This is a genomic window from Clostridium sp. (assembly GCF_051654825.1).
Lineage (GTDB): Bacteria > Bacillota > Clostridia > Clostridiales > Clostridiaceae > Clostridium.
The window spans coordinates 1-21530 of the sequence record NZ_JBOFYU010000034.1; the positions used below are offsets into that span (position 1 = coordinate 1).

Below are 21530 nucleotides of genomic sequence, written 5' to 3' on the forward strand. Positions count from 1 at the left end.
TGGATACTCAGGCAGAATATAAAGTTACAACTACAGCGAAAGTTGAAAAAGCTATAGTAGTTGAAAATGAAGAGATTGCAGTTGAAGAAGATATAGAAATTAAAGAAGAAATTATCGAAACTATTCAAGCAGAAATAGAAGAAATAGTAAAAAAAGATATTAACAATAATACTGTAGAACCTACTTTCAATGAAGTACAGGAGCCTGTGGAAGAAATAGCAGTTGAAAGTGAAAGTTCTAAGAATGAAGAGTTAAAATCTACTCAAAGTGATGGGAGAGTAGGAAGATTGAATACAGCTCCTTTAATGAAGAAAAAGTTGGGGAAAAGTAGATAAGTATAGTATGTAAAGACTTATGAAAAATCAGTAAAATTAATTTACTGATTTTTTTGATTTAAGGTATAACCTTATTGTATTAACTAAAAATAGTTCAATTAACCTAAGTATTTTTATATTGTTTTGCGAAGTTTTATCCAAAAAAAAATTATAATTGTAGAAAATAATTTAGATGAAAATATGACTGTAGTTTAACAAATGCAATTAAGAAAATAGGCTATGAAATTCAATGTATACAATTTATCACGAAGCATTAGGTTATGTTAGTGTTTTTTGAAATAACCACATATAAAAAATATGAATTAAGTAACTATTATATTACAAGTATAATAGTATAAATTATAAAATACAAAAGGAGGAATTATGGGTAGTGTTAAATTAAAAGAGATTGTAACTAAGTATATAAAAACTCCTTTAGGTCTTGAGCATAGGTATTTTGTACAATTTGATGTAAGCTATAACAAGGAAGTATCACCAGTTATAATAAGAGATTTTTGTATTAATGGAAGTATAACTGGATTTAAGGTAAATAAGGCAAAGTTTGTAGATACAATGGAAGGAAAATCAATAGATGGGCAGTATTTAACAGGAAAGAGTTTATTCATAATCGGAACAGTAAATTTAGATTTAATATTAAAGTCAGTTTTGCAAAGGGAGTGTAAATATGTAATTAGTGAGTGTATTCCATTTAGTACATTCATAGTTGTGCCAAAGGAAATTTGTAGTGGTGACAATATAAATATAGGTTATTATATAGAGGATTTTGATATAGTTAAAATAGACCATAATAAGATTTTTATAAGTATATTATTAATTATGCAATATGAAGATTTTATTTAAGAATAAATTGAAGGTAATGAGGTTATATAAGTAATTAAATGAAGGTAATTAATGAATCAAGAATGGATTTTAACTATAGATTAAGTAGCGAACAACCAATTGTAACAGAAACAATTTATAGTAATAGAGTTGTAACGTATATTGTATTAGATGGTTTAGAGGTTGAAAAGCTGGTAAGTAAGAAAGAAGCAAGCCCATTTGATATATTAACCTATGATATTAATATAAAAAATCCAACTAAGGATATAAAGAAAAATATTTATTTTACAGACTGCCTAAATGAAAATTCTATATATATAAAAAATACTCTTTATATAAAAGATAAACAGGTGAGATGTAAAAATAATCTTAATGCTATTTATATAGGTGATGTACTTCCAAATGAGATTATAAGAATTACATTTAAGGCTGTTACGCTATGTTGTAAGGGGTTAAATGTAGTGAAAAATAAGTCTGAGATAACCTTTGAATATAAACACAATATAGATGAAGAAGAAATTGAACTTAATATAGAAAGTAATGAGGTGTACACATCTATTAAGAATAACCTATTTAAAGTATTTAAGTCTCAGGGTTGTATTTTAAGGGTTATGCCTAATGTTAACTATATAATTAGGGTACAATCTAAAATTTCAATAATAAAAACAAAGTTAGTTGAAACTCCTATAGTTAGTACAGTGGAACATAATGAGGAGACACTATGTAAGCTTATTGTTATTGCTGTTATTGAATATAAAATAATATATGAAGAAAAGAGGAATAGCTATATAAATATTTGTGATAGAGAAAAGATAATAAAGGAATACAAGGTTGTACAGGGGATTTCTACTAGTCTTTCAATTCCTTATGGGGTGAATTTTTGTAAGGATTTAAAATGTAAGGCGTCATTAATTAATACTGAATATGAAGTATTTGATTGTGGAAGCTCAATATTTTTAAGTTCTAATATTTTAATTAAAATAAGATAATCACTATTAAGTTTTAAAGCTTAATAGTGATTATCTTATTTTTATAATAGTATAGTTATATTATAGGTTTGGATCTATATTTGTAACTGTTTTACTTGGAAAAGGTGATGTTTTAGAGGTGGTTGTGACAATAAAGTCATAGCCTGTTCCAAGAGGTATATTATTTGGTAGTGTAGTTATTATTTTTATTACTCTTCGTATATTTGAAGGAATATTTTGCATTTGAGGAATATCAGCAATATATTCAGTATTAGCTGGGATAGTAGTAATGAAAGTATCATCAATATAAAGTGAATAAGCTAGTGCAACTGAATTAATTTTTATTGTAAAGTCATCATGTCCTCCACCTGTATTTTGAAAATAATTTAATATAGTTACAGTTGAGCCTGGAGGAGAGACTCTAAAGGATGTGCTATCGTTAATCTTATCATTAGGGCTTGGAAGTAATGAAAGGCTTGGTGCTAGAGTTAATTTAATAAGATTACTACTTTCTCCACTATAAACTTTATTATAAATTGCGTTGTAATATTGAATTGCAGTAGCTTGAGTTTGTATAAAGTTACCTGTTTTTAAGGTTGAAAGTGGGAGCAGAGTAAAGGTTATAAAGCCTTGAGCATTTGAGTCTAATTTAGAAATATTTATAACAATTTTATTTGTACTAGAATTAAAGAAAGCAGAACAGAAAATTAAGTTATTAATAGATGAAAAAGATAAATTGGCATCAATAGGAATTTCAATAATACCATTTATCAAAGTTATTAAACTATTATTAGTAAAGGTTAATTTATAAATTAGTATTGAATTAGTATTGATATTTCCTGTATTTATAAAGGTTGTATTATTAGTATTGTCTGAAGCAGACAAAGATAAAATAAGATTTGGAACATTTATATTAACAGGCAATGAATTGTTAATCGTAACATTATTACCAGAAGAAGTTTGTTTATAAATACATTTACAGTTATTCGTCTGTGTTATTGAAGTAGAGCCTATGCTTTTGTTACCTTCAATAATTTTAGCTGAAAAGCTATAAATTATTGTTTGTTCAGAATCTAATGCATTTATAATATCCTCTGTATTAAAGGTAATAATATTGTTAGAAATTGATGGATTAACAGGCGTATTATTTTTTGTAGAGCCACCTAAAAATTGTTGTAATAAAGCAGGGAGTGAGTCCTGAACTAAAAGGTTGTATGCAGTAGTACCTTGAGGAACTATTAGAGTAATCTTATAAATTAAAATAGATCCTATTTTAAATAAATCAATATTAGTAGATTTACTTATTGTAATAGATTTTGACCGTATAGTTGTAAAAGCGCTTTTATTCTGATTTGTGTAGTTATAGCTTAAAGGGTCGTTAGGTTGTGAAAATGGATTTGTATTTGTAGCTGTCGTTTTTATTGTAACTTCAGGTGCTAACAAACTACTAATTTGAACAGTATAGGTTAATGTTAATGATTGTCCAGGTGATAACTTTAAAATATTCATTTCTATTTTATCATTGGAAACAAAGGGAATGATATAAGATCCAGAACCAGATATAGAAATTGAATCTAGAATAACTGTAAACCATGTGCTTAAAGCATCTGATAAAGTAAAATTAAAGGCATCTGTTTCTGTACCTAAATTGGAGGAGTTGCTTATTGTTATTGTGTACTTATATATTTCATTGGCTTTTATACCATTAATAGATGGCCCAGAAACAGATTTTTTTAAATTTAGATTAGGACTTCCAATATTTAGGGGTATTTGTGTCCTAGAGCTATAGGAATATCCCTCTGTATTTAGACCTGTTAATTTAAATAAATTATTATTTTCATAAGGGGCACTAAGTGATTTAATTTTAACTTTATATTTTATAGTAATGAGATTTTTAGAAGGTATATTACCATAATTGAAATGAATTCCATATGGAGCTATAAGTGCAGGGTTTAAGTTAATTGGCGTATAACCAGTATAGATGAATTCTAAATTATCAATAGGTCCAGTTGAAAGTGGAAAGAAATCATCAAGTGATATAGATTTTTGAATAGCATTTAAATTGTTTGAATCATAGGTTAATTTAAATTCAGCTAAATCACCAGGGGCAAGGGGAGTTATTGACTTCAAACTTCCATCTGAATAATATCCATTAAGATAAGTTTTTGAAATGTATGGAATATTAATACTACAATAGGCTTTTGAAGAATCTGTTACAGTAGATGAAAGTTGCAATAAAATTCCAGAAATATTATCCGCAAAATTAAATGAATCAAAAGCAGTTACAGCTAAAAAATTACCATTTGAAGAATTTTTATACCTATAATAATCATTAATAGTTCCTGTTAATGTTACGGAGGCAGAAGAATTTTTTGCTGCAAATATAAAGTTAAAGGTTAAATAATAGCCTTTTAAATTAATATCATCAACTATTGATATTGGGTTGCTAGAACTTGAAAGATAATTTATACCATCAGGAATAAAATAGTTTACCAGGATGTCTTTAACATCGTAATAGCCACCAACATAAAAACTATAGGTAAGGAAAATAGTTTCAAAAACATCTGTGATAGCCTTGTTAATTGAATTTGTAATAATTAAATCCATAGCTAGGAAAGTTTTTGTATCTGTAATTGAATCTGTAGAATTATTTAAATTTTTTGTAGCGGCAGTGACAGAAATATCAAAGGGAGTACCATGATAAATCAGTGGTCCAAGATTATTTTCGTATCTATTCCATACTGCATAGGTAAAGGTGAAATTTGTGTCGCTATCTAAGGATAAGGTTATTGAAGAAAAATATATTTGGGTATAAGTTTTACCACCTTTAGAAATAACGCTTATAATGGGGGTGCTAAGTTGATGTGAATCAGTACCAGATGCATTTATATTTCCAATGTATCTAATGCCATCAGGTAATAAGATAGAAATGTTAATGACTGTTTTAGTTACTGAATTATTAGTGAAATTGCAGGTTGCTGTTGCAGTTTTAGTATAATCATTTAAGGAAAGTAAAGTTCCAGCTCCCTTTAAAACCTTACTAGAGGTTGATATAAAACAATTATAACTAACAGACTTAAATGCAATTGTAGCATTATCTGTTATAATTTGGTTTCCTAAATCATAGATGCCCCTAGGCATAGTATCAGCTTGACAAGAGACTATAAAGTTATTGAATATATAGCCAAAGGGAATAGTAGTAGAGTCTTTTAGTACTGTAGCTGATTTTATAGTAACTTTAAATGTATAATCAATTTCAAGTGGTGCTATATCTTTTAAGTTTACCCATGAATAAATATTACCTCCATTAGAGCTTGGAGATATTGAGGTAATACTTTCAGTGGAAGATATTATACTTAAACCATCAGGTGAAGTTATATTTATATTTAGATTATACAGCTTTAAATCAGTACTTAGATTTTTAATTTTAATAGTTAAGTCAGTAGAAGCACCTAAAACAATAGGGGTAGTTTCACTTTTATCTACAGATATAATCAAAAAGCTAGACATAAAAAATCCTCCTTTAAAGAGATATTATAGTATATTCATATAAGTTACATATTGTTAATTAAATTAGTACCAATAAGGTGTTTTATGCATAATTTAATAATATAAATTTTATTTAATTAAGGAGGAGTATGGAATGGGATTAATAACAAGGTACACAGCTATCGATAAAATTGTACCAGTTGCAACTGGAAATAGCTTGGTGATATGTGGGGATGAGACTGCTTTAAATACAAATACTTCAGATATGATTACTATAAACGATGAAACTACTAGAGAGTGGCAGCAAGCTGGAAGTACAGCTAAGTTAAACATTGCACAAAATAGTACAATTTTATACGCTGAACTAACCTGGTATTCAACTGTAAAAAGTGATGATTCTACAGCTTTAGATGTTAGAAGTATTCAAGATGAAGCCATAACATTTGATACACCCAAAGATAGCTACCAAGTTACTCCACAATTTACAGAATCTATTACTGGGGCTTCGGGGAATATAGATAGATTCAGAAGTGCTGTAGTAACAGATATTATAAAGGAGGGGCTTATAGGAAACTACACAGTATCAAAGGTTCCAACAAGCATCCCACCAGAAAACTTAAGTAAAACTAGAGCAGGATGGTCTTTAGTTGTATTTTATAGAAATGAATTATTTAAACCAAGAAAGGTTATTTTCTCTTCTGGAATAGGAAATGCTAATTCTACAACTCCATTACAAACTACAATAACAGGTTTTTCAACACCAAATGAAGAAGATAAGCTTCATGGGTATATATACTTTGCATGTGCAAATGGACAGCCTTTAGATGGAACAGAAACTGTTAAGGTAGGCCCTTCATTTGCAACACTTGGCCTTCAGGGAAATCCAGTTACAACTCCTAATGCAAATCCAGGAACATCACCAAATAATCCTATAAATTCTTTTTTTGGTGGACAGATCAATATATGCGATCCATTACAATCCGAAAATAATGGTTTAATTAACATTAGTGGTACTAATGGAACAAAAAATCATAATACATTTATACCAAAGCAAGTTATAGGTGGAAGAAATAAGTGGGATATTACTAACATTGATATTAGTAACACCTTAGTTGTAAATCAAAATCAATTAGCACTTCAAGTTTCAGAAAGTTCTGGATTAGATGGAGTTATGTTAGTTGGGGTTGGAACAGTAGTAGATACTATTGCACCAGATATAACTACAACTTTTAATGTCTTCGATGTAGATGGAGCATTATCAAAAACTCTTTCAGTAGGAGAAGAAGCAATTTATTCTCTAAAAATAAGAAATTCAGGAGATACAGAAGCTAGGAATGTAATTATTTCTACTATATTAGACCAAAGTACTACATTTGTATCAGGTTCTCTTAAGGTAAATGGTCAGATAATAGAAGGTTCAAGTATAATAAATGGTATTAATATTGGCACTATACCAGTAGCTGGTGTTATAAATGTAATGTTTTCAGCTCATATAAATTCTTTACCACCAAGTAAAAAGCTAAATGCATATATAGATTACAATTATTCATTTACATCAGGATCTGGGTCACCAACTACTACAAATTATGCAACAACAAGTATAGTTAACATTGACGTAAAGGAAGCAAAGGTAATTGTTACTAAAACAGCTTCAAATTTAACTCCGAAGGTAAATGATAGAGTTAATTATAATGTAGTAATTGAAAATATAGGAACGCAAAATGCAAGTAATATATTATTTCAAGATATAATAACAAAATATTCAACATTTGTAACAGGTTCAGTGAAGGTAAATGGTATTAGAAATCAAGAGCTAAATCCTATTACGGGTATATCCTTACCAGATATGAATTCAGGAGATAGCATTACTATAAATTTTGATATTGATATAAAGGAACTTCCACCATCAAAAGTAATTAATAGCTATAGTAAGCTAACAATGGACTATCAATATTATACAAGTGGACCGTATTTTACTAGAACAATTTATAGCAATATTTTAAATGTGCAAATACAATATATTGATATAGTTGGTGAAAGATGTATAAACAATGATTATCCAAAGGTAGGAGATAAAGTAACTTATACCTTATCACTAAACAATATAGGTAATATGCCAACTACAAATATACAAATAGCTGAAACCCCAATTCAAGGAGCTATTTTTGTTGAAGGAACAGTAAATATAGATGGGGTTAATAAACCATTATTAAATCCATTCACAGGATTTACTGTTGATACTATTAGTCCAAATCAAAAGGTTAATATTAAATATGATATGGCCATTAATACAGTTGATGCAAAAAGATTAATTGAAAATATAGCTAGAGTACCATTTAAATATCAAATAGAGCAAAGTAATCCATTAATTTCTGATGAAAGGGTGTCTAATAAGGTTACTACAATGACAAGCTTTGTTAATATTGGTATGGTGGAAACTGTTGATAAGGAGTATGGTGGTATTAATGATATTTTATATTACTCAGTTACCTTAACTAACACAGGGAATATTGACGCTATAGATACTATATTTATGTCAGCTATACAAAGTGAAACTTCTTTTATACCTGGAAGTGTAGCTATAAATGGAGTATTACAATCATCATTTAATCCAAATGCAGGCTTTAGCATTGGAACATTATGTACAAATAATAGTACAGTTGTAACTTATCAAGCTAAAGCGAATTCGCTTCCCAATCCTAATGTTATTTATAACAAATCACAATTAACCTATGGATATTTACCAGACCCTAATGGAATACCAAGAAATAATACAGTAAATAGCAATACAGTGCAAACAGAAATAAATAAAATGGAATTTACTATTACTAAGAATGTAAATAAATTCTATGCAGAAGTTAAAGATGTATTAATTTATTCAATAGATATAGCAAATACAGGAACAGTAGTATTAAAAAATGTAAAGTTTATAGATATGATTACACCATATTTAACCTTAATACCTGGAGAAGTGTATCTTAACGGAGTTAAGAGATCTGAATTAAACCCAAATGATGGTTTTAGATTAGAGGATATACACCCAGGAGATACAACAAGAGTGTCTTTAGCGGTAACTATAAATACAGTTCCTCCAGCTGGATATATATTAAATAATGCTAAGCTTGTTTACACTTATCAAGTAAATTCAAGTAGTGATATTATTACAAATACCACTTCATCTAACGATGTAAAGACTTATGTAGTTAATGGTGATTTAAGTATAATTAAAACCGTCAATAAAACTTATGCAACCTTAAATGATACACTGAGCTATTCTTTTAATATTTCAAATACAGGAAATGTTATTGATAAAAATATTTATTTTACAGATATAATTCCAGATGGAGCCCTATTTATAAATGGAACAGTTAAAATTAATGGAATAATTAAAGCAGATTATAATCCCAATATAGGATTCCCACTGGATAATTTAAATAGTGGGGAAGTTATTAATGTGACTTTTGATGCAAAAGTTTCAAATGTGCTAAATCCTAACACTATAATTAATAGTGCGTTAGTTAGCTTTAATTATGATTTAGCACCAAATAATCCACCTAAGAGTAAGACTGTATCAAGTAATACTGTAACTACAGTAATTAATATAGCAACATCCACTTTAACTAAAATGGTGGATAAGTTATATGCAACAATAGATGATATAGTAACTTATACCTTAGTGGCTAGAAATACAGGTACTGTTGATTTAACTAATATTTTATTTAAGGATATTTTACCAAATGGACTATTATTTGTTGCAGGATCAGTAATAGTAGATGGAGTAGCATATAATGATTATAATCCAAATATCGGGTTTGAAAGACTTGTTATTAATCCAAGCGGAAATATTACTGTAAGCTTTAAGGCTAAAGTAATTTCAGTTCTAAAACCGAATACTATAATAAATCGAGGAACAATAGATTACAAATATAAATTAAACCCTACAGCAGTTGAGGAAACTGGAAGTAAAACAAGTAATGATGTTACTACAGTAATAAATAGACCTGTAGTTTCAAGTACTAAGGCTGTTGATAAGGGATATGCAACAATAAATGATTTATTAACCTATACTTGTGTTGTGGAAAACAAAGGAAATATAAATGTTACTGATGTAGTTTTTAAAGATTTACTACCAATAGGTATTAAATTTGAAGAAGGTACAGTAAAGATCAATGGAACTTCAGAACCAACCTATGACCCTTTACAAACTTTTACTTTAGGCACAATTGCGCCGACTGAGAATGTTGTTGTTGAATTTAAAGCACGTGTAATATCGTTACCAGCTCAAGGCTATATTTATAACACCTTTAATGTGGAATATAATTATAAAATTAATCCAACTGAAGCTGTTTTAAGGGGAACTAGTACAAGTAATCAAGTTACCACACTTATTAATGTAGGTTCATTAACTATTACAAAATCAAATGATAGAGACTATGCAAGAAAAACAGATTTAGTAAATTATACTTTCGTAATAAAAAATACTGGTAATGTTACTTTGAAAAATATATCATTTATAGATGCTATTCAAAGTGAATCAATATTTAATGAAAATTCAGTTTATATTGATGCAGTTAATAAGCCAGGCTTAAATCCAAATACAGGTTTTATAATTGATGATTTAATAGAAGGAGATCATAAAATAATAACATTCTCAGTTACGGTTAAGGATATTCCACTAGATGGGAAGTTATACAATACAGGTAGTATAACTCATGGATATAATATAGATCCAAATAACCCACCTATTATAAAAACAATTACTTCAAATCAGACAGTTGTTAATATTAATGATGCTATAGTTTCAGGAACTAAATCAGTAAATAAATCTCAAGGAAAAATTGGGGATGAGTTAATTTATAGTGTTAAAATTAACAATTCTGGTTCTACAGCTGCTGAAAATATGTTTTTTAGAGATCTATTAGATTCTAATATCTCTTTTGTATCTGGTTCTGTAAATATTAATGGAAGTGTATATTCTGAGTTAAATCCTAATACGGGCTTTAACCTTCCAAATATAGAGGCAGGAGGAAATAATACTGTTTCATTTAAAGTTACAGTATTATCAAGACCAGCAAACAATATAGTTTACAACCTTGCAAATATAAACTATCAATATAAAGTAAATCCAGAAGACCAATATATAGATATTGAATTTACAACTAATAAGGTTGAAACTTTAATTGCAATGGGTGAATTAACAGTAGTTAAGGCTGTTGATAGAGACTATGCACCATTAGGAAATGCATTAATTTACTCAGTAACTATTAATAATACAGGTTCTGTAAATGCTACAAATATAAATTTCAATGATTTAATTGAAGCTAATCTAAGTTTTATTGCAGGTTCTGTAATGATAAATGGAGTAAATAAACCAGCATTAAATCCAAATGCAGGATTTATTATTGATGACTTATTACCAAGTCACAGTACTGTTATAAGCTTTGTTGTCACAATAGCTAACTTACCAAGCACAGGAAAGGTAGAAAACTTTGCAGAAGTAATCTTTAGCTATAAGCTTACTGATTTAGACCAAATACAAACAAAGACAACAAATTCTAACACTGTAATAACTTATGTTAAGTTAGGGAGATTAAATATTACTAAAACTGTAGATAAAGCTTATGCAACAGTTGGAGATAAGTTAAATTATACAATTAATTTAACTAATGAGGGTTCAGCAAGATGCTCTATTTTAAATTTCATTGATATAATTCAATCTGAAGCAAACTTTGATATAGGTACAGTAAAGGTTAATGATATAACCTATGAAAATTATAATCCAAATAGAGGGTTTAGCTTACCAGATATTGATCCTAATGAAACAACAAAGGTGACATTTACAATTACAGTAGGTAGTGTTCCAGCAGATAGCTTAATTAAAAATTTTGCTAAGATTGACTATAGCTATTATGTAGACCCAACAAAACCAATTATAGATACTTCAACAACTAGTAATACAGTTCAAACGCAAATAAATGTTGGTAATATTACTCTTAATAAGACTGTAAATTTAAATTATGCAACAATTAATGATGTAATTATTTATACAATTACAGTTAATAATACAGGTAATGTAGACGCTTTATATGTAAATTTTAGAGATATTGTTAAAGATGGATTAACATTTGTAAATAATTCTGTAAGTATTGATGGGATTTCAAAGCCTGGATTTAGTCCATTTGATAGTTTTACTTTAGGAACAATTAAAGCTGGTGATTCAGTAGTTGTTAAATTTAAGGCTACAGTAACATCAGTACCAACCCCTACAACAATATTAAATATTGCAAATGCAACATTTAGTTACAAGATTGATCCACTAGGTTTAGAAATTATTAATGAAGTAACGAGTAATACAGTAGTAACTCAAATTAATTTGTCAAAATTAGATATAACTAAAGCTGTAGATAAAGTTTATGGAACAGTTGGAGATATATTAAATTACAGTTTTGTAATTAAAAATTCTGGAAATGTAAATACTACAAATGTTACATTTAATGATGTATTTTTAGATGGAATTAGCTTTAATACTGGTTCGGTTATAGTTAACGGAGTAGAGCAACCAAGTTATGACCCAACAGTTGGCTTTTCAATAGGTAATATAGATACTTTAGGGCAAGTAACTTTATCTTTTAAAGCAACAATTACAGCCTTACCAAGACAACAAGCTATATTAAATTTGGGTACAATTAATTACAACTATAAAATAGATCCACAAGGGCAAGATTATTCAAAAGCAACAGATTCTAATATGGTCGTAACTTATGTGAAGATAGGACAATTATCATCTACAAAAACTGTGAATTTTGCTTATGTAACAATACAAAATGAACTTTTATATAATATTATTGTAACGAATATAGGAAATACTAACGGATATAATCTATTCTTTACAGATATGTTATCAAGTGGTGCAATTTTTATTGATGGTTCTGTAAATGTTGATGGTATAGTAAAGCCAAGCTTTAATCCAATAACAGGATTCTATTTAACTGATTTAATACCAGGAAATACTTCAAATATTTCATTTAAGGCTAAGGTAACTACACTTCCAACACCAGCACAAGTAACAAACTATGCTACAACCGTTGGAAATTATAAAATAGATCCAGCAGGACCAGACTATAATTTAACTACTACAAGTAATACTGTAAAAACAGATATTAATGTTGGAGATTTAAATTTAGTTAAGTCTGTAGATAAACTATATGCAAGAGTAACAGATACGTTAAGCTATAGTAATACTTTAACTAATACAGGAAATGTAATTGCAACAGGAGTTAAATTTATAGATAACCTTCAACCAGAAATTTCATTTGTTTCTGGGACAGTACGAATAAATGAAGTTATTTATCCTAATGCAAACCCAAGCCTAGGAATAGACCTTGGTAGCTTAGCACCATCACAATCTGCATTAGTTGAATTTGATGTAAAAATTAATACCCTACCAATACCACCTATAGTTCAAAATTATTCGCAAGGACAATTTAGTTATAAGATAGATCCAAATGCATCAAATATTATAAAGACAAATGTATCAAATATTGTTAGTACAAATGTAGTATTAGGAGAGTTAGCAGCTGTTAAAACGGTTGATAAATCAATAGCAACAATTAATGATGAATTAAACTATACAATAGTTATTACTAATAAGGGTAATACTATAGCTAGTGATGTTTTCTTCCAAGATACGCCTTCAACAGGAGGGAAATTTAAAGTAGGTTCAGTAGTTGTAAATGGAACATTACAAGAAAGCTATGATCCGACAATAGGCTTTAATTTAGGAAGTATTGGAGTTGGAAATGTTATAACTGTTAAATTTGTAGCTACAGTAGATTCAGTTCCTGTATCTAATAAAATTGCAAACCAAGCTACTATTAACTTTAAGTATTTAGTTGATCCAAAACAACCAGCATTAAATAAGACTACAACTTCAAATTTGGTAACAACAAATGTAGCACTTGGTAATTTAACAGTAACGAAGGCAGTAAATAAGCTCTATGCTACAATTGGTGATAAATTAACTTATACAGTTATAATTACCAATGTGGGTAATATTGACGCTACAAATGTAAATTTCCTTGATGCTACACCAGAAAATTCTGTATATGTACTAGGTTCAGTTACAGTTAATGGCACAAACTATCCTCAATATAATCCAGAAGCAGGCTTTGACTTAGGTATAGTTTCACCAGGACAAATTATAACAGTAGTGTATATGGTTGAAGTTACTAATTAATAGATTGGATAATTTAAAATTATAAAATGTAGAGTCTGTATCAAAAATTATTTTGATACAGATTCTTTTTATATAAAAAAGTTTAATATATATTTAGGATTTACTTTCTATAGATAATTAATCCGAAATAACCATATATTTCAATTAGACATAATGTGAATTATTTTGTATTATGATTAAGGGTCAAAAATGAATATTGAATGTTAATTAGCTGGACCAATTCAATTGGGACTAGGTGTATATAATGGAACAGTAAATGTTATTTTAAGATAGATTACTATTAACGTATTTAATGAGAAGAAGCAAGTTTATTTAGTTAAGCTAGCTTCTTTTTCTTGTTTTAGTAGGATGGGAGGTTAAATGTATAATAAAAAGATTATGAGTTTGTATATTAGTAAACAGCTCAATAGAGACCTAACTAAACACATCATTGATAATGACTTGGATTTAGAAAAAATAACAGTAAATAAATTAATAGCTAATATTATTTCTGAATGGATCAATGAACCAACTTTAGATAAAAGAAATATTATCAAGTCAGGTAAGAAAGACGAATATGGAGAGTTATGTAGGCGATTAAACATTAGTTTAGATGAAGATAAATTAATTCTTTTGAATAGAATACATATGGAAAGATATATTTATCAGGCTTCAACCAAAAATGGACTAGCATTAAACATTGTAAATCAATGGGCTAAAAAGAATTTAAAGTATAATAATTAGTTTATTAAGAAGAAAATCTTCTTTTAAAAATAAAATATAAAAATTACGTAGGAGGAAATAAAAATGGGTGTAGATGTAGTAGGTAATATTTCAAATTTAATGTATGAGGTTGTTAAATGGCTTCAAGTTTTAGCTGTTCCAGCAGCAGCAATTGCATTTTGTGCAGGTGGAGTTATTCAAATAATGGGTGGTGCTGAAGGTGCTAGAAAAGCAAGACCATGGTATGTAGGTGCTGCAATTGGATTAGTAGTAGTTCTTGGAGCAACAGCATTAGCTTCATTCTTAAAGCAGAACATTGGATTCTAGTAGGTATAGAAGTTTAATTAATATTTCGGAGGTGTTGTAAGTGAGTGTATCAGATATACTCCAAAACCTCTCAGATCTATTAGTAACGGATAATGTTTTTAAGGACTTACTTAGGGAATTAGGTTGGGCAATTGTAATGTTTCTAAAGAAATTAGTAGACATTATTGATACAGTTGTCCATAACACGTATAAGGTAATTAACTTCGTAAGTTCTAGCATTGTTGAAAGTAATATAGGTGTGTTATCAGGTATAATGGTAGCTATTTTAGCTATATCAATAGCAATTCTAGGCTATAAGCTAATCTTCAAAAGAGATAATAAAAGTAATGCTTTTACAGGAGCATTACTAGTTATCGTTGTTGTAATGGCTTTACCAATTATATTTAGTCAAGGGGTTAAGATAGTTAGTAGTTTAACTGGTAGTGTGAGTATAAGCACAAATACTGGGGAAGGCCTACTTTCGGATAGAGTAATAAAGGCAAATTTACATGATTTAATGAAGTATGCTGAATATGATGGATTTAAGTTACCTTCAAATGTAACTACATATAATGATATACCACCATCTGTATTAAAACATATAGATATGAGTGAGGTTTTAAAAAGTTCTAATATTGATAATAAAACTAATAAAAAGGTTGTAGAAAAAGAATTAGATTTTGATAAAAATGGCAATATAGTAGATAAAAAATTTGATGGAAATATGCTAACAGGTAGAGATGGGTATTATAGATACTATGTAAATTGGTTCTCAATTATAGCTAACTTTATTATTGTTGGTATAACATTGCTACTTATGGGGGTTAAAACAGTTAAAATTGTATTTAACTTAGCCTTAGATAGAATAGTAGGAACTATATTAATATTTACAGATATCGAAGAAGGTAAAAGGGCTAAAGAGCTTTTAACACATATAATAGCTACCTTTGCAGTATTGATGGTATCAGTATTCAGTATGAATTTATATGCTGAATTTACAGGATGGATTCAGAATCAACAACTAGGTACTGGCTGGGTTGGAGTTATAACTAATTTGGTTATATTATTGGGAACTTCAATAGCATTACTTGAAGGACCAACAATAATCCAAAAGTTATTAGGAACACAAGTGGATGGTGGATTATCTAGAACTTTAATAGGAACAGCTGGAGTTGGCAAAATTGGTAAAGGTATTATAGGAGCTGGAAAAACTACTGGTAGTATAGCAGGTGGAATAGGTAAATCCACAATGAAAATGGCAGATAAAACTGGCTTAACAGAAGCAGCAACTAAAGGTGCAGTAAATATGACTGATGCATATGGAAAAGCTGCTGAAAAGTATGGAGTTCATAACTTAGATGATATTTCAAGTAATCAATCAGATTGCAATGATATAAACTCTTCTAATAGAGACTCTAATACTGATGGAAAGAGCAATAGTAGCATAAGTACACAATCATTTGAAAGTGGTGTAGGACAAGCTATTAAAGGTAATAGCAAAGGTAAGAGTGTTGGAATACCACAATATAGTGATATTGAACAAGATATGAAAGAATCAGGCTATAACAAAGATAACGATAATGCTAACCAATCTGGACAAGAAAATGGATCAGTAGATAAATGCAGTAGTGATAATTTAAATGCTTATAAGTCTAATGTACCAGGAGAGATTGAATTTAATGAAGCATTAAACAATCATTCAGAAATGACTTCAAGCAAAAGATCAGATTTAAATGCTACCAGAAGGAAGCAAAGAATGGATGGTATAAATATAAATGGAAAGCTCAACTTAAATAGTAATAAAAAGAGTGATGTTATTCCAAGAAACTTTACTAAAAATAGAGGTGAGAAATAATGAAGTACATTATACCTAAAGAAATTTCAACTGAAATTAAGTTTAGTAAGTCAATATACTTGAAGGACTTCCTTATATCAATAATTGCATTGATGGTAAGTGTTATGTTTTCCCCTCTAGTATATCAACCATTTATAGTTTTTTATTATCTGTTTGTAGTTGCAGGGACATTGTTTCTACTAAGTAAGAGTAGATCAAATCCCAAGAGAAGATTATATCAAAGTATATATTATTCATTTAAAAAAGATAACAAAGTTTATAGAAGAATGTAAATTAGTTTTCAAAATTAAAAATCCTAGTAATTGCTAGGATTTTTATTTGTGAAAATTACTCAGAAATTATAAATAAAATAGGGGGCAAAGGAAAAATGGGATTTAAGAAACTTGAAGATATAAGTATTAGGCCTAGCAAAGAAAAGGTTAAGGAGCGAGAAGAAAAACAAAAGAAGGAAAAAGTTAAGTTAAGTAAAGAAGAAAAATTAAAGGCTAAGGAAGAAAAAAAGAGATTAAAAGAAGAACAGAAAAATCTTAAAAAGACTGATAGAAGTATCTCAGTTTATACAAAGGATGTTATGGATTTTGTTGATATTGATGAAGACGATAGATTCATTATGAAGTATGGATACATGGATCTATATCAAATTAAAACTAAAGACGTACATGCATTATCGGAGAGTGATATACAAAGGCATATATATAGCTTTATTAGTTTTTTGAGAGCTTATTCAGAAGACTTCAAGATACTTAGTATGAACTTTCCTGTTAATACAACAACACAGCAAATGCACATTGAAAAGAATCTTAAAGTAACAACTAATCCAATAGCTAAGAAGTTCTTACAAAGAAAGTTAGATGAGTTAATATTTTTAGAACAAAATAGATTCGATAAAGAGTTTTACATCATGATTTTTGCTAGTAATAAAGAAGAAATTGAGGATAGAGAAAGAGTTTTATATATAAATCAAAATGTTGCATTCAAGGTTGAAGAAATTGAGTTAGAAAAGAAGTTGAAAATATTATTTAAGTTGAATAATTTCAATACTAAGTTGAACTAGGGGGGCTTTACGAATGGCTAAAGAAATTAATTATAATCCATATCTGATTAAAAAAATACAGCCTGTTGGCGGGATAAAGTTTGAGGATAGACAAGTAGTTAAAGGTGATGGATACGAAGCTTGTATTCAAATATATGATTTACCTACTTATGTAGATAATTTTTGGCTAGAGAGTATTTTATCATATGAAGATGTAGTAGCTACTGTAGATATAGCTACAGAAGACAGGAAAGTATCTCTTGATAAGCTTAATAAATCAATAAGAGAACAAGCTGATAGATATTATCACATAAATGATAATGTAGATAAAATTAATGCAGCTGCTGAATCAAGAAATTTAACTGATTTAGTTGAAGAAATAACTCAATCAGATGAAGTAATAAAGTTAGTTACAATCAGATTATATGTATCAGCTAGGACTTCTAAGGAGTTAGAAGATAGGGTTAAGCATATAGTTGAAAATCTAACTAATGAAGGATTTAGAGGTTCAGTATTCCTTAATGAGCAAGAATATGAGTGGAAAGCTTTATTTAAGGGTGCTACAGAGCAATCTAAAGAACTACCGAATAGGCAAGGAAAACAAATTCCATCATTTGCTTTAGGGGGAGGATATCCATTCCACTATTCTGAATTAACAGATCCAACAGGTATCTATATAGGAACTACAAGAACAGGTGGCAATGTATTATTTGACTTATTTACAAGAAATGAGATTAGGAAGTCTTATAATGCTCTTGTAGTAGGAATGATGGGAAGTGGTAAGTCTACCTTCTTAAAGAAACTTTTAGTTAATAATGCAATAGTAAATAACACAATTAGAGTTTTAGATATAGCTGGAGAATTCAAGACTTTAGTTACAACGCTTGGTGGTAAAGTAGTTGCTCTAGATGGGAGTGATGGGATAATCAATCCACTTCAAATATTTGCGACTGTAATTGATGAAACAACTAATAAGGTTAATGAAGAAAATTCATTCATGCTTCATTTATCTAAGGTTAGTATGATATATCAATTTATATCACCAAACAGTGAACAAGCTGAAATAAGAGAGTTTGAAAAGGTATTATCGGATTTCTATACAGACTATGGAATAGAAAGAAATAAGGCTACTACATATAATACTCTTCAGTATCCTATTATGGAGGAACTAGTTGAATATGCTAAGAAACAATTATATTCAGATGATGAATTTACTATTGTAAGAGATAATTTAACTCAATCAAGGCAAGAAAGATTAGAACATATTATTTTAAATGTTGAGGGAATTGTAAGAGATTATGGAGCTTTATTCAATGGACATAGCTCAATAGAAAATATGGATAAAGAGCAAATCGTAAGTTTTGAGGTTAAAAACTTAACTCAATTTGATAAGAGAATATTTGAAGCTCAGACCTTTAATATACTTACAATGCTTTGGAATAATGCATTACAGCAAGGAATTAGAGAAAAAAAGATGTTTGAAAGTGGAATTAAAACTTTTGATGAAGCTAAAAAGTATTTACTTATATTAGATGAAGCGCATAAGTTTGTTAATACTGACAATATGATAGCAGTTGATTACTTAATTAGGTATGAGAGAGAAGCAAGAAAGTACTTCTCAGGGCTTATATTAGCCACACAGAGTATAAGAGATGTTGTGCCAGAAAGTTGCTCTACGGAGGAGTTAAGTAAGCTAAAAACACTATTTGAGTTATCTCAATACAAATTTATATTACAACAAGATAATAATGCTAAAAAAGCTATCGCTGAAATATTCTCAAATCAGATTACAATATCTGAAATAGAGCTAATTCCATTCCTAAGAAAAGGTGAATGTGTAATGGCTATAAATGGGGATAGAAATCTTACATTCAAGATAGATGCAACAAATGAAGAGTTAAAGCTATTTGAAGGTGGAGCATAATATGAATAAGAAATTTGCAATAGGGTTAGGAGTAGCTTTATTAGCTTTTATATTTGGATTAGGATTTAACTTCTTTAGTAATAGAGCTGATAGTAAGAAGGAAGATAATAAACCAAATATTGAAAGTAATAATAACACTTCTGATTATAGTAATGAAGAAGAAGAAACAAGCATTGATAAGATAGTAAAAATAGAGGATGGATATAAGTCCTCTATTATTCAAGGAACTACTGATAGAGAAACATTAGAGATTAATAATATTGAATGGATAAAAGAATATTGGTGGAATGACCATTTTTCATTTGAAGAACTTATTCAATCAAAAAATGTAGCTGAAAATTTTGCTCAAGGGATTGCCTTATATGAGAGTAGTAATCCAGATAAACATGTAAATAAAGCTAAGAAGTATGCAGCTAAGGACTGCTTTGTTAGAGACATGATAGAGCCATTCTCATGGCCAGGTGCTAAAGAGAATATTAAGGAAATGCAATTAGAGAATATTGAGTCAGATTCATTTGAATATGTAATTGATGAAGGAAGATTATATTATAGCGTAATTGTATATTGGAATTGGATTGATAACAGAGACATTATTGCAAGTAAAGGCAATACAGAATATGTAGTTGGCGTTGAAAAAATAGATAATGAATTTAAAGTAGTAGATTACTACGCTAAATAATGGAGGTTGAATAATGGAAGCTACAAGTTCAACTGAAATTACATTAGTAAAAAAGGTAGGTAAATATGCCTTATGGAGTATAGGAACAAGTGGACCAGTAGTATTAATTTTAATGCTTATAATGGTTGCTACTATGGCTGTTACAACTAATAAAAACACTGCTATTGGTGGAGTTGGAAACTTAGAAGGAAAGGTTCCTGCTCAATATATTGAAGACTTTAATTATGCTTCTCAAGTATCAGGAATACCCAATTGGGTTTTAGCTGCTGTGTGTAAGCATGAATCATCATTTAGGATGGATGTAGTTAGTTCAGCAGGAGCATATGGATTGATGCAATTTAGAAAATATGAAAATGATGGAGCTAGTAACTGGGATTATTATTTAAATAAAGGCTTAGATCAATGGTTTAAAGAAGCAGGCTATAGCTATTCAAATAGTGAAGAAGCATGGGATATATTTCTTAAAGATAGTAAAATGCAAATACTTGCTGGATCATTTTCATTAATGGAAAAAGGTAATTATGCGCTTAAAGCTTGTGGAATAGTAGATACAATTCAACCATTCAACGTTGAAAATATGAAGTTATTCCCTTGGGATGCAGATGAAGATAATCCAGTATTAAGGGAGTCATTAAGGAGATTATTCGCAGTATATAATTATGGACAAGGTGATGGAATGACAGTTGATTTAGATAATGCCCATTCTAATTATCCTAATAGAGTATATGAAACAGCTATGGAATTTAGAAAAGGTGGAATTGCAATTGATGTAGATGGAGTAATAGGACGAGCTATACAAGTAGGTAAGAGTATGATAGGAAAAACAACTTACGTATACGGTGGAGGAAGAAATCAGAATGATATTAATAGAGGGGTTTTCGATTGCTCTAGTTCAATACACTTCATGTATAAGCAAGCAGGTCTTGAATTAGGTCCTGTAGAATCAGCAACGACATATACAATGATAAATATGGGTAAAAGAGTTGCCTTTGATGAGATGATAGCAGGAGACTTAGTATTCTTTAATACAGAGGGAACAAACAGCCATATGGGGATGTATATAGGAAATAATCAATTTTTGCACTGTGCAGTTGGTAGAGGTGTTGTAATAGCTGAGTTTAATAGTTATTGGAAGCCAATATTCTATGCAGCCACAAGAGTAGTTCCAGAGGGGAGTGAGTAGA

General features: G+C 29.2%; 13 protein-coding genes. 12 read left to right on the forward strand and 1 reads right to left on the reverse strand.

Features of this window, described 5'->3' with window-relative positions; genetic code table 11:
• The 3 genes from ACRDBA_RS01510 to ACRDBA_RS01520 all read left to right on the forward strand — a co-directional run.
• The coding region (locus ACRDBA_RS01510) for a hypothetical protein (RefSeq protein ID WP_438571176.1) at positions 1-335 on the forward strand (335 nt) is incomplete at its 5' end.
• A gap of 363 nt (positions 336-698) precedes the next feature.
• Entirely contained in the window at positions 699-1175 is a 477-nt protein-coding gene (locus tag ACRDBA_RS01515; protein WP_438571177.1) for a hypothetical protein, read from the forward strand.
• Positions 1176-1213: 38 nt separating this feature from the next.
• The gene (locus ACRDBA_RS01520) at positions 1214-2143 is read left to right on the forward strand and encodes a hypothetical protein (protein WP_438571178.1); all 930 of its coding nucleotides are present in this window, start codon (positions 1214-1216) and stop codon (positions 2141-2143) included.
• Between the two features lie 60 nt (positions 2144-2203).
• Here the strand turns inward: ACRDBA_RS01520 and ACRDBA_RS01525 are convergent, their stop codons facing one another.
• Positions 2204-5632, reverse strand: coding sequence for an isopeptide-forming domain-containing fimbrial protein (locus ACRDBA_RS01525; RefSeq protein ID WP_438571179.1), 3429 nt, complete (start codon positions 5630-5632; stop codon positions 2204-2206).
• Positions 5633-5765: 133 nt separating this feature from the next.
• Here ACRDBA_RS01525 and ACRDBA_RS01530 point away from each other — a divergent pair, with 133 nt between their 5' ends.
• From ACRDBA_RS01530 to ACRDBA_RS01570, 9 genes are all read left to right on the forward strand, one after another.
• Positions 5766-13847 carry a DUF7507 domain-containing protein gene (locus ACRDBA_RS01530; RefSeq protein ID WP_438571180.1) on the forward strand — a complete coding sequence of 2694 codons (8082 nt, stop codon included), beginning with the start codon at positions 5766-5768 and terminating at the stop codon, positions 13845-13847.
• Positions 13848-14207: 360 nt separating this feature from the next.
• Positions 14208-14570 (forward strand): hypothetical protein, encoded by a 363-nt coding sequence (locus ACRDBA_RS01535; protein ID WP_438571181.1) that lies wholly within the window; start codon positions 14208-14210, stop codon positions 14568-14570.
• Between the two features lie 63 nt (positions 14571-14633).
• The gene (locus ACRDBA_RS01540; protein ID WP_438571182.1) at positions 14634-14876 is read left to right on the forward strand and encodes a hypothetical protein; all 243 of its coding nucleotides are present in this window, start codon (positions 14634-14636) and stop codon (positions 14874-14876) included.
• 40 nt (positions 14877-14916) lie between these two features.
• Positions 14917-16710: a pLS20_p028 family conjugation system transmembrane protein gene (locus ACRDBA_RS01545; protein ID WP_438571183.1), complete on the forward strand. Its 1794-nt coding sequence runs from the start codon at positions 14917-14919 to the stop codon at positions 16708-16710.
• Positions 16710-16982, forward strand: a complete 273-nt coding sequence (locus tag ACRDBA_RS01550; RefSeq protein WP_438571184.1) for a DUF5592 family protein — start codon at positions 16710-16712, stop codon at positions 16980-16982. The genes ACRDBA_RS01545 and ACRDBA_RS01550 overlap by 1 nt, the downstream gene beginning before the upstream one ends.
• 95 nt (positions 16983-17077) lie before the next feature.
• On the forward strand, positions 17078-17764 hold the full coding sequence (locus ACRDBA_RS01555; protein WP_438571185.1) for a hypothetical protein: 687 nt from the start codon (positions 17078-17080) through the stop codon (positions 17762-17764).
• Positions 17765-17777: 13 nt separating this feature from the next.
• Complete coding sequence (locus ACRDBA_RS01560; RefSeq protein WP_438571186.1) at positions 17778-19667, forward strand: VirB4 family type IV secretion system protein; 1890 nt, start codon at positions 17778-17780, stop codon at positions 19665-19667.
• Between the two features lies 1 nt (position 19668).
• Entirely contained in the window at positions 19669-20346 is a 678-nt protein-coding gene (locus ACRDBA_RS01565) for a hypothetical protein (protein WP_438571187.1), read from the forward strand.
• Between the two features lie 13 nt (positions 20347-20359).
• Positions 20360-21529 carry an NlpC/P60 family protein gene (locus tag ACRDBA_RS01570; RefSeq protein ID WP_438571188.1) on the forward strand — a complete coding sequence of 390 codons (1170 nt, stop codon included), beginning with the start codon at positions 20360-20362 and terminating at the stop codon, positions 21527-21529.
• Position 21530: the final 1 nt, after the last annotated feature.

Excerpts from the sequence above, each read along its gene's own strand:
- ACRDBA_RS01555 (WP_438571185.1), top strand. The coding sequence starts at position 17,078 with ATGGGATTTAAGAAACTTGAAGATATAAGTATTAGGCCTAGCAAAGAA.
- ACRDBA_RS01550 (WP_438571184.1), top strand. The coding sequence starts at position 16,710 with ATGAAGTACATTATACCTAAAGAAATTTCAACTGAAATTAAGTTTAGT.
- ACRDBA_RS01540 (WP_438571182.1), top strand. The coding sequence starts at position 14,634 with ATGGGTGTAGATGTAGTAGGTAATATTTCAAATTTAATGTATGAGGTT.
- ACRDBA_RS01520 (WP_438571178.1), top strand. The coding sequence starts at position 1,214 with ATGAAGGTAATTAATGAATCAAGAATGGATTTTAACTATAGATTAAGT.
- ACRDBA_RS01565 (WP_438571187.1), top strand. The coding sequence starts at position 19,669 with ATGAATAAGAAATTTGCAATAGGGTTAGGAGTAGCTTTATTAGCTTTT.
- ACRDBA_RS01525 (WP_438571179.1), bottom strand. The coding sequence starts at position 5,632 with ATGTCTAGCTTTTTGATTATATCTGTAGATAAAAGTGAAACTACCCCT.
- ACRDBA_RS01515 (WP_438571177.1), top strand. The coding sequence starts at position 699 with ATGGGTAGTGTTAAATTAAAAGAGATTGTAACTAAGTATATAAAAACT.
- ACRDBA_RS01535 (WP_438571181.1), top strand. The coding sequence starts at position 14,208 with ATGTATAATAAAAAGATTATGAGTTTGTATATTAGTAAACAGCTCAAT.
- ACRDBA_RS01530 (WP_438571180.1), top strand. The coding sequence starts at position 5,766 with ATGGGATTAATAACAAGGTACACAGCTATCGATAAAATTGTACCAGTT.
- ACRDBA_RS01570 (WP_438571188.1), top strand. The coding sequence starts at position 20,360 with ATGGAAGCTACAAGTTCAACTGAAATTACATTAGTAAAAAAGGTAGGT.
- ACRDBA_RS01560 (WP_438571186.1), top strand. The coding sequence starts at position 17,778 with ATGGCTAAAGAAATTAATTATAATCCATATCTGATTAAAAAAATACAG.